We start from the raw sequence: 12,268 nt of genomic DNA on the forward strand, positions 1-12,268 counted from the left end.
AACTACTTATTATCTAAATCAATCATGAAGTATTTCCCAGTCTTATTGTCTCTTCTATTAGCGCTGTCCAGTCATTCATACAGTCAGGAATCCAACTCGGAATTAATAGCGGGATGGAAGGTATTTACGGACACAGCCATGGGCTATTCCATCGAGTATCCAGCCAAATGGACGGCAAGCAGTGCAAAGGGCGGTTTCATTTGTGGCCAGGAAAGTGGATTTCGGAATGCCGAATGGACGATGTGGCTTAGCCATACTGATAACAAGGAAAGGCTGGATTTTGTGTTTAACGATGAGGGCCTATACCCTGAATATGATATCGAGAAGAAGTCCGTGACCATTAACGGAATTAAAGGTGATCACACAACTATTACCCATCCCGATAACCGTGAGGAATACATTGAGATTGTGGTCCTAAAAACCGACGATTACTGGTACAAATTTGTGAATGATGCCATTAAGGACGAGCGCTTCCAACACTTCTACAGCAGCTTCAAGTTATTGGATTAAGTTTAGGTGTAGAGGGTAAACAGGTTCACCTTTTCTTTTCGCCCTCTTAGCTCGATTTCACCCAATGCCTTGGGCTTAAACTCAGAGCCCAGTTTTAACTCTTCTACCAAGTCCTGAGACAATAACAGGTCAACTTCAAAAGCATTGCACAGGGCTTGAATTCGTGCCGTGGTATTCATCACATCTCCAGTGAAGGTGATTTCTTTTTTAATCACACCAATTTCACCCGTGGTTACTTCGCCTAAATGTAGACCGGCTTTGAAAGTAGGGACCACACCAAACTCCCGTTCGTATTTCTTTCTCTGTTTTTGAAGGTTGGCCTTCATGGCATAAAAACAGTGCAAGCTCTTATTGCTGGGCCTATCCCGATGGTGCCTCCAGGAAATGATCACCTCATCACCGACATATTGATAGATTTCCCCTCCAAATTGGACAATGGCATCGGAGAGATCCGAATAATATTCCCGCAACATTTTGAAGTAAACCACATGCCCAAGTTCTTCAGCAATGGTTGTTGACTTTTTCATATCGAGGAACATAAATATCCGCTCCTCCTCAGTGGGCTGATGGTATTTGCCTAAAAAGAAATTAATCAGAATCCCCTGGCCTATGTTGTCGCTCACCTCATTGTAGAACAAGCAGATTACGAGCCCCACCACCACATAGGTCATCACGCTCCAAAAGGTAAAGCTGAATATAAAAACACGTGCCCCTTTCAGAATCCTATCATCCCAAGGATATAACCCAAGATCGTAGGCATTACCTATAAGGGTAACCACCATGATCAAACCGACCAGAAGAAAGGAATAGATTACCCATTTGGTGAGCATTTTGCGAATAAAACTGCTTTGCTGCAGAAGCCTATTCAGTAAGTAAACTTCAAGAAGACCGATAAGAATTCCGGCAAAAAAAGCGGTAATTGAAGGCACCCAAATACTGAAATGGTAGGGGTTTCCATTGGAAGGGTAATAGGCCGCATTTCCCAATATACCCTTTTCAATCAAGCCGTAAACCACACTAAGCCCAAAGCAGATAATTCCGAATGGAATGACCTGGAAAAATCTCCTTTTTGTTTTGGGGCTAACCATGATCGCTAAATACTGTTTGTGGCAAAATGATCTATGCTTGGGCTTTGGCTAAAATTACATTATTTGAAAATGAGTATTCAGGCTGGATTACCCAAGCAACTCGGATAAATCCCATTCATTTTGATTGATTCCTGCCTTAATTCCTTCTGAAACTCGAATGATCATATCGCGGGGACTGTTTCCATAATCATTCTTCTCATCGAGGGAAGAACCTTGCTCGATGAGAAAGTGGATAATGGATTTCATTTCAGGCTCACCTCGATAGTCCATCACGGCTTTCCATAATGGGGTATTCCCATTTCCATCTTTAAGATCCACCGAAGCCCCCTCCTTGACAAGGGCTTTTACTAAGCCTTCATTTTTTTGGATTACTGCAAAATGTAGAGCAGAGGTGGAGCCCTTCAACCGGTTGTTTCTGAAATGATTTAAATCTACTCCTTCAGATTTCAAAAAAGCAATCAGTTCTCGGGAGTCCCAACGTAAATCTCGAGCCTTAGAGGCATAAAACATCAGAATGTTTGCCTGGGAATACGGATCCAGCGTATTGATCGGCAAGCCTTCCCGGGTGCGTTTTTTCAACTCTTGCATCGATCCGCTGTTAATGGCTTCTTTCAAGGCCATGTACTTTTCTTCGTCCGAGGATTCTGACCATTTGTTTCGATTTCCAAATAATTTTCCGAACACCATTTAACCTGTGTTTATTTATTCAATTTCACCCAACTTTTTGCATCCTCAGGACTTTTCGGTTTAGCATTTTATTCCTTTAACGACAGGAGGGGTGATCAAATTACAAAAAGTGAAGATTTTTGTATCCCCAATTCCCGGTTTCGCGGAATTCAGAAAACGAGTATTTTGAGAAGATGAAAACGGTGCAGGTAAAAAAAGGGCAAATTCTTCAGCATGAAGGAGATATCAATAACCGCGTATACGAAGTGGTTTCTGGATTGTTGAGGAGCTACACCATTGATGAAAAGGGTAAAGAGCATATATTCATGTTTGCCCCTGAAGGTTGGATTATTGCCGATGCGGTACCCATGGACGAACCTTGTGAGTTCTTCATTGAGGCCTTGGAAGATACCTCTGTGGTGATACGAGACAAAGACCTCAGTCAAACTACCCTCAATAGTCATGCTATTGCTCGCCGTATGCTCGTTCTTCAGCGCCGTATTATTATGCTGATGAGTTTTTCCGGACTTCAGCGATACGAACACTTTATTAAGACATACCCTGACTTAACCCAGCGGGTATCCCAACGGATGATCGCGTCTTACTTGGGAATAACCCCTGAAGCCCTGAGTAAGGCCAAAGGAGATCAAATTAGGTCCTCCTCAAATCCTTAATATATATTAATGCACAGGGCCTGGCTGGTCCGCAAATTTGCCTCATTAATAATCATTAAAACAATTAGTTATGAAGGCATATATGCTGGCATTCGTTCGGGTAAACGATCTGGAAACCTTTAATCGTGAATACATTGAAAAAGCCGTTCCGATTGTAGAACGACATGGCGGAGTAACCGTAGCCGTAGACGAAAATCCGTCTACCATTGAAGGGGCTGTACCGCAAGGAAGAATTGTGATCGTCGAATTTGATTCAAAAGAGGCCGCTGAAGGTTTTTACAACGATCCCGACTATCAACCCATTAAGGCCTGGCGTCAACAAGTGAGTGAAAGCGACTCCGTTATTCTGGAAAAGGGTTTTTAGTCCTATAGGGTTGAAATACAACATGAAAAGCTGGCTAATGGCCAGCTTTTTTTGTTCCTCAATAAGCCATTAACAAACAACTTCTTTATTTTTTTTCGACCAAAAAACAATTTTAGTCGAAAAGTATACGTTTGTGTCCCGAAAACGATCTACAATGGAGTCCAAATCACAAAAGGCTAAGGCCCATGCCCGGAAAAATCGGGAGGAAATGAAAGAAATAGAAAACCAGGCGTTTGACTACCTCACAAGCGGTTGGCCTTGGCGTATTAGTCAGCTAATTGCGCTACTCTCTCTTTTCTTTTCCCTCACTATACTCATCGATTACTGGCTTCCCGTAGAACAAGTTGGCGAACAAGTGGCATCCAAGAAATTCTACAATAGTATGCACAAGAGTCCGGTGTATTATGCCAATGATTCGTCTGAGTACATTCCCAATGAAATTCATGTGCAACTTGACAGCGGGGATCTTTTCCTTCGCAACTTTTCTCCCTTCCTCCATGAATTCCAGGGATATTCCATCGTGAGTCCAGAAGGTGATGTGACCGAGATCAATGATGAAATCAACCTATTTACCCTGTATCCACTCATTCCTTTACTCTACTTGCTTCCACTCCTTTTGCTGCGGTTTAAGCGAAATTCGAATTGGTTTTATCTTCTCTACTTCTTGCTTTATGCCGGCTATCTACCGGTTTTCCTTCATCAAATGCTCATAGAAGGAAAGTTGCTTTGGTTTCTGGAAGGAGTTCGAATGCTTCTATTGTCCTAATCCTATGGTCCCAATTGGACGATCATGGGCTTGAATCAGGTTCTTATCTTTGGTTCGAACCCAGTTACTTTGAAAACAGCCCTCAGCATCCTTCTCTTCTTCCTGCTTTCTGGTTGCAGCCCCATGAAGAGTTGCCTTACCACCGTGTTCTGGAATAAAAAAGTAGACGGGCTTTCATCCATCCCGGATTTAAATAATAATCCTGTACTGGAAATCCAAGATTCGTCCTATAACCTGACCCAATTCACTTTTTTGAAAGCCAGAAGCCGTCATAATCATAGTACGCTTTCCAATACAGGCCCAGAATTCTCTGAGGAGCTTAAGGGCTTTATTCAAGACAGTGTCAATGTCGGCTACTCGATGCATATCTATCAGGTGATATTGGAGGATAGTCTGGGCAAACCATGCTCCGCAAACTCGATCGCTCTTAAAGTTCCCTATAAGAATCAGGTAGATTCTAACAACCTGCCAATTTCCAATGTCAGATGCTACATTTCTGGAAGTGATTCAGGGGAATGGAAGGTGAAAAAGTCGAAATTTCCCACTGCCTTGCAACTGACTGATACCAATTACCAAGTAAGCAGCTGTGTTCTTAATTTTCCTATCGGTCCATGGACAACAAGTCGCCAGATTGGAGCCGTATTTTCTGATGCAAATAGAAAATACATGGCCCATTTGGAAACCGGAGATTACCTGTTAATTCAGGATATTGTAATAATAGACTCCTTGGGAAACCAATTTCAGGCAGCCCCCATTGTATTGAAAATAAAGTAGGGCTCAACTCATCTTTAGCTGGCCTCTGTAGATTCAGAAGAATCATGTCAAAAACTGACATGACTCATAAATGGAATCATCCAACCAACCTAATTTAGAACCAATCTAAATAAAAGAAATTTTCATGCATCGGCTATATATAACTCCTCTTCTATTAATCCTTATAATGACTGGCTGTCAGAAAGATGAAGAAGAACTACAGCCAACCACATCTACTACACAAACGGTAAAAACTCCAGGGCCTGAAGACGAAAAAATTCCATTTCTCGGAAAATGGACCCGAGAGTTTGAAGCAGGCCCTGGAAACCTGCATGAAGTGCTATATTCCGTCTACCAAGACAGTATTCGATATACCTTATCGGGTCCAATCGGAACGGCCGACTACGTGATGATCAAGGACACTTTTATTCTTGAAAACAACCGGTTTATAGGCCATACTTCGGATAATCGCACCTTTCTTGTATTCGTAAAAATTCCTGACAGCACCACCATTACCTTATACAAACAAGAGGTAAAAGACCTAACTGAGGGCTTGAGTATTCAGGTTCCTGCAGATTCTACAACTCAAAATCACGGATGGAACTCGTACACTAAAATGAACTAATATTTTGAACCCTTCTCTTACAAATAATGCAAATGTTGCCGCGAAGGCACCTCCTATAGCACTTACCTCATCAAAAGAATCCTGCACACGATGCAAATGCGGGCTATCTTGTCTCAAAAAATCACTCAAGAATAAATCTCAAGAATTGGATATGGAAACCTCATCACTTTTAAAAGATCTCAACTATAACCCAGATAAACCAGCCATTCAAGTTCTCCTTCAAAGCAACTTTACCAAAGAAATTCGCATTGCTTTTGAAGCGGGTCAAGTCATGAAAGAACACAAAACCAAGTTTCCCATTGTGGTCGAAATCGTTGAAGGAGCCATCGACTTTGGAGTACAAGGCACAGTCCATCACCTTCAAAAAGGAGATTTAATTTCCCTGGAAGGCAATGTACCCCACGATCTACAAGCCATAGAAAAAAGCATCGTCCGCCTGACTCTTTCCATTTTGGATCAAACGGATCGGGTTAAGGAAGTGGTCTCCTCTTAAAAGGCCAGGTATAGGATTGACTTTCGCCTTAGCGTTTTACAACCTTGAAATAACGTTGCTCTCCATTCTGGGTCAGCTTCAAGGTGTACATCCCGCTTGGAAGATCGTCTATTGCAAAGGAGTAACTTCCTTTTGCACTCCAAAACCCATTTTCCATAGGTCGAACCAGTGCGCCATTTTGATTGTACAAATCCAGGGTTACTTGATCCGATAAATCTTCTGTCAATACAACATTTAACCACCTGGAGGTCGGATTGGGGTAAATGGTAACTGGCTCTAAAGAAGCTGGATAACTAATCCAGCTAACCAGAGAATTGCGGTAACGAGCTACTTTACCATTGGCACTCACCACGATTCTCCTTTCGGGCTGCAAAATCATAGAATACTCCGCTCCCATACCCATTGGGGTGAGATCGGTAATGGTAATGCCATTGGTTCCAAACGTAGAATCTACCTGCCCATAGATGTCGTATCGAATCAACGCCAGGTGATACTCCAAATTCATTTGGACTCTGCCGCACACCACGATTTTCTTATCGGATTGAACCGCCACCTCATGGGCCTCATCTCGGTCTAAGGTCAATGAAGTTTCAACTACACCTGCCTGGCCAAAATCGGTATCGAGAGATCCAGACGGGTCAAACCGAACCACGATGATATCATTGGCCCCTGAACGTCCAGCAGCAATGATTTTTCCATCATACTGAACAGTCACAGAATTAAAAATACCCTCTTGTTCAATATCAGCGACACCGTTGATACCAAAGGTGGAATCCACATCTCCATTACGCAGATACCTAACCAAGGCCAAGGAATCTCCAGCTTTTTGACCACAAGCCAGTATTTTTCCATCAGCCTGAAGAGCCAATGCTTTCAGGTTATCGTTTCCGGCCTGGCCACGAGCAGATGATAAATCCGTGTTTACGACACCTCCATTTCCAAAAGATAGATCTGGGGTTCCATCGAGATTGTATTGGGCCAGTGTAAAATAGGTACTGGCCACGATAAAGGATTGTCCTCCTACCAAGATCTTGTCATCGTAATGAACGACCATGGCATTCAACAAACTCATATTTCGATTGATAACAAAACCCGTATCACCAAAAGTGGTATCTAAGCTTCCATCGGCTTCAAACTTCATGACCACTCCCATGGCATCTCCATCTCCAGCAAACAAAATTTTGCCATCCGGTAAAATGGCCAGATCCCGGGCTACATTCCAGTGAGACTGAGGTACTCTTGTAACTGCTCTACCATGGGTTCCAAAAGTGGAGTCCGGAATTCCCTCTGGCTTCAGTTTAGTTAAGCTAAAATCGGAAGCGAAAGTGGAGAAATAGCCCCCTACAAAAAGGCTACCATCCCTGTCTATTTTCACAGCTCCATAAGTATCCGTTGAAGTGTAGATTCCTCCGGAGCCAAAAGTTGAGTCCAAGGTTCCATCCTGGGCTCTTAAAGAGCCACCAAGAAAAGTAATACCAAGAAGTAATAGGGGCAAAAGTCTTGCGTGCATCGTAAGTGGGTTCCTAATGGTTATTCTATAACCTTAAGACCCAGCAAACCCATTTTCGCTGCACGAGGGAAAATTGAACGTTACAAAAAACTCGATTAAAAATTCATTCGCTGCTTTTCTCTGGGGAGAACCACCGGATCCTTGGGAACAAATTCAATGTCCATATATTCCATATTTCCTTCTGGCGATATCTTGAGCATCAAAGATTGGTAGGGCTCAAAAGTGAGTTGAACTTTTTGCTGTTTGCCGGCAACATTTAAAACCACCTCACGAACCTCCGAACGATCACTATAGGATTGGCCACAATAGACCGGGTACACCAATTTTTTAGCCGGACCCTGTGCGAGAAACAGGTAGTGCGTTCCATCGGGTTCAACTCGACACCAATAGTCGGGTGCAAACTCTCCTTGAACGAGTGGAGGGTGATCAACCACTTCTTCAAATTCATTCGAAACATTCGGTAAAGACCTTAATTTGCTCAAAAGATCCCCGTACTTGCCAGATTTGATTTTTCCAGGCTCCATGGGTATCCATTTCAAACATACGGGCAATCCAACCTTGGCCAACTGAACGATGCGTTCCAAAGCCCTTACGTCCATGTATTTGACATCCACATACAGCATGGAAAACTGAGCATCTCCAACCTTTAACTTTCCGTCTTCAAATTGGGCTTGTTCCAGAAAATGCCGATTGATCCAAAGAGGGTGATAACCCTCGGTCTCCTCAGGAGGGTCAATGTAGCGCATCTCATATTCGCCCCACACCCAAACGCGTTGCCTCTCCTTGGGATAAGCGCCTTGCATAACGCCATCCTCATAGGGAATATAAACGGCCACATCTGAGTAGGTAACTCCTTTTTGAAGTATCCCGCTTACTTTTTCCATGTACGCATTGAATGCCGGAAGCTCTTCACTCAAACTACCTCCCGGCCCAAAGTAGGTCGTTGCAAAAAATTCAAGTGTATCCGAGCCCTTGGGATTGTAGGGCATTCCGTGGTAAACGTGCTGATTAACTCCCTGGGCAAACATCGCATCTGCCACCATTTTTAAATCAGCTGTTTGTTCCTTGCGCAGGTAGGTGGCTGGAAAACCATACATACAGGTAAAAGTCTCACTGGAAACCATAGGCTTCGAAGCCAGGCAAGCCGACGAGCTCACGATCAACGAATAGTTCGGATTGTTGAGCATGGACTCAGTTTCCGGAATATCCACCAGCGAATAAGTCGTCATCACATCTGTGGGTGAGGCCAGGCATTGAACCCTGGACCAGGCCCCCAATTCTTTGCACTTTTGGACGTAAGGTTTAAAAAATCCATTGGTCACATATTCATCGAGTAGCAACATGTAATCGTAACGAACATGCGGAAAGGAATCGAGGCCTTGCTCCATGTAAGGAATGATATCGTAACCAAATTTCTTTTGGAAGGTAGAGTCAAAACCAGGCGTCCAGATTTTATTGGTCCCATTCAATTTAATTTCCCAGGAATCCGTAAAAAGCGCAGACTTAGAACCTTTCAAAGCCTCTTTCAAGGCATCTCCAACGGGCTGGGCAAAAAGGTTAAAGGCATTACTGTCCAAATGATTGACCACCAATTGATTCTCAGGCCACGACCAGGCAAATGTGAGCCACTGCCTAAATGATGTATCGCCATAGATTTGAGTAGTGTGCTCCTTGTCAATGTTGATGCCGGCTACTGGCCAGGCGCTACCGAAAGTAAAATCACAGGCCAGGCCAATGGAATCGGCGTAAGATTTCGTGTAAGCCACTACTTCGGACCATTCGGGACTCAACCATTTTTGCGCAGAAGAATCAACTGGGTAATGCCGGTTGTAGCTTTTAGCATACATACCCTGGTAGCGGTGAAGTGGATAAACCCAGGCAATCTCTACACCGCCAAAGTTGTTTTCCTTGGCCCAATCCAATTGGTGTTTCACATCGGGCTTTTTGATTTCTGTTGCGAACCACCACCATCGTGTACACGGCTTGGAGCTGGGATAAAAGGATTCTCGAGTCTCCTGAAGATCGGTATCGGTTGATTCTGGGGATTCACAACTTCCTAAAGCCCATAAAAGACCGATTAGAAAGAAAATAAATGGGGTGTTTTTTATCATCATGGTAATTCTCGTATCAAAGAAACGAATTGATTCATAATACGCTTTACTTGTGAGCCAGCTCGGCACTAATTTCCTCCAACGATTTCCCTTTGGTTTCTGGCATACTACGGCTTACCCACATCCATTGCCCAACCATCATAATCGCAAAAAGAGCAAACACACTTCCGGCACCAATCGTTGCCATTCCCACCGGGATCAATGACGGAATGAAGGCTGCTAATATCCAATGAACCGTAGATCCCATAGCCTGTCCGGAAGCTCGTAAATGATTGGGAAAAAGCTCGGCGATAAAAACCCAGATCACCGTTCCCTGGCCCACTGCATGGGAGGCAATAAACAAGAAAAGAAAAAGTGGCACTGCCAGTCCTGACCAACCCAAGAGAAAAGAAAGAGCCACCAAAGACAAGGAAACGATGTAGCCAACGGATCCGATAACCATCAGTGTTTTACGACCTACTCGATCAATGAGAGCCATACCCAAAAGGGTAAAAATCAAATTGGTTACGCCAATTCCCACACTGCTCAAAAAAGCTGATTTTTCAGCCAATCCAGCCTCTTCAAAAATTCGCGGCCCGTAATACATAACCGCATTGATTCCAGAAAACTGATTAAAAAAGGCGATAAGAATGACAGCCATCAAGGCCGGTCTATAGGCGGGGCTGAATATGGTCTCAGAAGCTTTATTTTTCCCTTCTTTCAACTTGACCATTCGATTATCCACGCCTACCACACCCAATTTGCTCCAGACCTCTTTGGCCTCCATTTCTTTTCCGGACAATACCAGCCACCTCGGACTTCTTGGAATCAATAAAATAAGTAGGCAATAAATCAAAGCGGGTATGGCTTCAGCTCCAAGCATATACCGCCATGCGTTTTCCCCCAAGCCACTCAACAGGAAATTGGATAAAAAGGCAACCAGAATACCCAAAACAATACTCAACTGATACATGGCCACCAACCGACCGCGACGGTCTGCAGGGGCAATTTCTGAAAGATAGGCCGGAGCAGCAATCGTTGATGCACCCACTCCAAGTCCACCAATAAATCGGAAAAAGGCAAACGAATACGGATCACTCACTAAGGCCGAACCAATAGCAGAAACCAGGTAAAGAAAGCCAATTCCAATCAAGGTCTTTTTTCTCCCGAGCCGGTTGGTCGGGTATCCGCCCAGCAGGGCTCCGGCAACCGTTCCCCAAAGAGCCATTCCCATTACTACCGAACCATGAAACAACTCAGAACTGTTCCACAACTCCTGAAGGCTCTTGTCTGCACCTGAAATAACGATGGTATCAAAACCAAAAAGGAAACCGGCGAGTGCAACCACCAAAGCCCACATAAAAACCTTGTTCATATTCGCTTTGCTTAGGATCACCAAAATAGCCATTTTACAACAACTTCAAATTCAAGGCTTAATGGCTTTGACACCTCCAAAACTTGAATGGCTGAGAAATTTATCTTTACGACATGAAACGAAAGGCTTTCCTGTTCTTGGCGTTTTTACTTTGCGTGTCTATTGGGTGGACCCTAGGCTTTCTTAGGCTTCCTATCGTGGATGTTCAGCATTCATTTTGGGTAGGTGGTTTGGCGGGTGCAGCAGCCATCTTATTGCTCGTTGTTCTGGTTCAACTAATCCGTGCTTCGCAAAAGCTTTCCCGAAGCCGTAGACCCCAGGAAGGAAAAGCCCGTCGAATACTTGTTTTAGGCCTGTCTGTGCTGCTTATCGCGGCCATTACCTTGGGCGGATTTGGATTCCAATGGAGTCAAAAAACGCTCCGAGAACAGCGTCATCAACTTGAGCAGCAAGCGCAGATTATTGAATCCATCAAAACGAGCAATCCCTCCCAAATAATGGAGCAAGTATTGCAGGAAATGGTGGCCCAGTTAAAATCAAATCCTGATAGTTCTTTGTCTGCCACAACGCGAAAGCAGATCATTGAGCTTAGCCAGGCATTTCGCCCCTACCCTTATTGGCAGGGAGATAGTCTTACACCCAATGCATATAGTCCGGAAAGAGGACAGTTGCTCCAGGCTTTACTTGCTCTTCAAATCGATTCCTCCTCGTTGCAGCAAATTTTGAACTCCGCTGATTTTTCTAATGCTGACCTTCAAAACGCCAACTTACAGGGCAAAAACCTGACAGGTATTCACATGCCGAATGCCTTACTAAGAGATGCTAATCTGGAGGGAGCAACATTCAGCCAGGCCAATTTGGAGGGTTGTGAACTCTGGGGGCTCAACTGAATTCTGCACAACTCGATTCCTGCAACCTGAGACGTGCCGATTTGAGGTGGACTTCTTTACACCAAGCAAACCTCGCCTCCGCCAATTTAGATGGAGCCGACTTGAGCCAGGCCAACTTGGTTCAGGCCAAACTCAAAAATGCAACTTCACTCTGGTCTTTTTGGAGGGGAACCATGCTCAACCACGCCGATTTGAGGGGCACCAATTTGAAGGGTGCCAAAATGGATAAGGCCAATTTTTCGAACGCCAATCTGAATCAAAGTTTACTTAAGGACGCCACCTTTGAAAAGGCCATTTTTACCCAGGTTCAACTCGAAGAAGCCGCTGTGGAAGATACCTGGTTGGAGCGGTTTGCCATTCAAAATGTAATTGACGGCGAGTCCATTTTGAACCGGTTCGAAGTCATCAAAAAGGCACCTTCCTTTTTTCCGAAGGAGAAGTACCAATTGCAACTCAAGAAGTAA

At 44.1% G+C, this 12,268-nt stretch carries 14 protein-coding genes; 9 read left to right on the forward strand and 5 right to left on the reverse strand.

Annotated features, from left to right (window positions below; genetic code table 11):
• Positions 1 to 24 precede the first annotated feature (24 nt).
• Complete coding sequence (locus KFE98_06540; protein ID UTW63793.1) at positions 25 to 510, forward strand: hypothetical protein; 486 nt, start codon at positions 25 to 27, stop codon at positions 508 to 510.
• 2 nt (positions 511 to 512) lie between these two features.
• On the opposite strand, the gene KFE98_06545 is transcribed toward KFE98_06540, so the two are convergent.
• Both KFE98_06545 and KFE98_06550 read right to left on the reverse strand, forming a co-directional pair.
• The gene (locus tag KFE98_06545) at positions 513 to 1,598 is read right to left on the reverse strand and encodes an adenylate/guanylate cyclase domain-containing protein (GenBank protein ID UTW63794.1); all 1,086 of its coding nucleotides are present in this window, start codon (positions 1,596 to 1,598) and stop codon (positions 513 to 515) included.
• Between the two features lie 87 nt (positions 1,599 to 1,685).
• Entirely contained in the window at positions 1,686 to 2,285 is a 600-nt protein-coding gene (locus tag KFE98_06550) for an ankyrin repeat domain-containing protein (GenBank protein UTW63795.1), read from the reverse strand.
• A 173-nt stretch (positions 2,286 to 2,458) separates the two neighbouring features.
• On the opposite strand from KFE98_06550, the gene KFE98_06555 reads away from it, so the two are divergent.
• The 6 genes from KFE98_06555 to KFE98_06580 all read left to right on the forward strand — a co-directional run bounded on the left by KFE98_06555 (position 2,459) and on the right by KFE98_06580 (position 5,939).
• Positions 2,459 to 2,938, forward strand: coding sequence for a Crp/Fnr family transcriptional regulator (locus KFE98_06555; GenBank protein UTW63796.1), 480 nt, complete (start codon positions 2,459 to 2,461; stop codon positions 2,936 to 2,938).
• 70 nt (positions 2,939 to 3,008) lie between these two features.
• Positions 3,009 to 3,302, forward strand: coding sequence for a DUF1330 domain-containing protein (locus tag KFE98_06560; protein ID UTW63797.1), 294 nt, complete (start codon positions 3,009 to 3,011; stop codon positions 3,300 to 3,302).
• Between the two features lie 154 nt (positions 3,303 to 3,456).
• Positions 3,457 to 4,068 carry a hypothetical protein gene (locus KFE98_06565; GenBank protein UTW63798.1) on the forward strand — a complete coding sequence of 204 codons (612 nt, stop codon included), beginning with the start codon at positions 3,457 to 3,459 and terminating at the stop codon, positions 4,066 to 4,068.
• Between the two features lie 69 nt (positions 4,069 to 4,137).
• On the forward strand, positions 4,138 to 4,842 hold the full coding sequence (locus KFE98_06570; GenBank protein UTW63799.1) for a hypothetical protein: 705 nt from the start codon (positions 4,138 to 4,140) through the stop codon (positions 4,840 to 4,842).
• Positions 4,843 to 5,008: 166 nt separating this feature from the next.
• A complete protein-coding gene (locus tag KFE98_06575; protein ID UTW63800.1) occupies positions 5,009 to 5,446 on the forward strand; it encodes a hypothetical protein in 438 nt (145 codons plus the stop codon).
• 151 nt (positions 5,447 to 5,597) lie between these two features.
• Entirely contained in the window at positions 5,598 to 5,939 is a 342-nt protein-coding gene (locus KFE98_06580; protein ID UTW63801.1) for a cupin domain-containing protein, read from the forward strand.
• Positions 5,940 to 5,967: 28 nt separating this feature from the next.
• Here the strand turns inward: KFE98_06580 and KFE98_06585 are convergent, their stop codons facing one another.
• The 3 genes from KFE98_06585 to KFE98_06595 form a co-directional block, all read right to left on the reverse strand.
• The gene (locus KFE98_06585) at positions 5,968 to 7,449 is read right to left on the reverse strand and encodes a T9SS type A sorting domain-containing protein (protein UTW63802.1); all 1,482 of its coding nucleotides are present in this window, start codon (positions 7,447 to 7,449) and stop codon (positions 5,968 to 5,970) included.
• A gap of 95 nt (positions 7,450 to 7,544) precedes the next feature.
• Positions 7,545 to 9,563 (reverse strand): hypothetical protein, encoded by a 2,019-nt coding sequence (locus KFE98_06590; protein ID UTW63803.1) that lies wholly within the window; start codon positions 9,561 to 9,563, stop codon positions 7,545 to 7,547.
• A gap of 43 nt (positions 9,564 to 9,606) precedes the next feature.
• Positions 9,607 to 10,914, reverse strand: coding sequence for a sugar porter family MFS transporter (locus KFE98_06595; protein UTW63804.1), 1,308 nt, complete (start codon positions 10,912 to 10,914; stop codon positions 9,607 to 9,609).
• A 113-nt stretch (positions 10,915 to 11,027) separates the two neighbouring features.
• On the opposite strand from KFE98_06595, the gene KFE98_06600 reads away from it, so the two are divergent.
• Positions 11,028 to 11,804 (forward strand): pentapeptide repeat-containing protein, encoded by a 777-nt coding sequence (locus KFE98_06600; GenBank protein ID UTW63805.1) that lies wholly within the window; start codon positions 11,028 to 11,030, stop codon positions 11,802 to 11,804.
• 41 nt (positions 11,805 to 11,845) lie between these two features.
• Positions 11,846 to 12,268, forward strand: a complete 423-nt coding sequence (locus KFE98_06605; protein ID UTW63806.1) for a pentapeptide repeat-containing protein — start codon at positions 11,846 to 11,848, stop codon at positions 12,266 to 12,268.

It is taken from the genome of bacterium SCSIO 12741, assembly GCA_024398055.1.
Classification (GTDB): Bacteria; Bacteroidota; Bacteroidia; order Flavobacteriales_G; family Salibacteraceae; genus SCSIO-12741.

Excerpts from the sequence above, each read along its gene's own strand:
- KFE98_06545 (UTW63794.1), bottom strand. The coding sequence starts at position 1,598 with ATGGTTAGCCCCAAAACAAAAAGGAGATTTTTCCAGGTCATTCCATTC.
- KFE98_06555 (UTW63796.1), top strand. The coding sequence starts at position 2,459 with ATGAAAACGGTGCAGGTAAAAAAAGGGCAAATTCTTCAGCATGAAGGA.
- KFE98_06560 (UTW63797.1), top strand. The coding sequence starts at position 3,009 with ATGAAGGCATATATGCTGGCATTCGTTCGGGTAAACGATCTGGAAACC.
- KFE98_06565 (UTW63798.1), top strand. The coding sequence starts at position 3,457 with ATGGAGTCCAAATCACAAAAGGCTAAGGCCCATGCCCGGAAAAATCGG.
- KFE98_06540 (UTW63793.1), top strand. The coding sequence starts at position 25 with ATGAAGTATTTCCCAGTCTTATTGTCTCTTCTATTAGCGCTGTCCAGT.
- KFE98_06585 (UTW63802.1), bottom strand. The coding sequence starts at position 7,449 with ATGCACGCAAGACTTTTGCCCCTATTACTTCTTGGTATTACTTTTCTT.
- KFE98_06550 (UTW63795.1), bottom strand. The coding sequence starts at position 2,285 with ATGGTGTTCGGAAAATTATTTGGAAATCGAAACAAATGGTCAGAATCC.
- KFE98_06575 (UTW63800.1), top strand. The coding sequence starts at position 5,009 with ATGACTGGCTGTCAGAAAGATGAAGAAGAACTACAGCCAACCACATCT.
- KFE98_06580 (UTW63801.1), top strand. The coding sequence starts at position 5,598 with ATGGAAACCTCATCACTTTTAAAAGATCTCAACTATAACCCAGATAAA.
- KFE98_06590 (UTW63803.1), bottom strand. The coding sequence starts at position 9,563 with ATGATGATAAAAAACACCCCATTTATTTTCTTTCTAATCGGTCTTTTA.
- KFE98_06600 (UTW63805.1), top strand. The coding sequence starts at position 11,028 with ATGAAACGAAAGGCTTTCCTGTTCTTGGCGTTTTTACTTTGCGTGTCT.
- KFE98_06595 (UTW63804.1), bottom strand. The coding sequence starts at position 10,914 with ATGAACAAGGTTTTTATGTGGGCTTTGGTGGTTGCACTCGCCGGTTTC.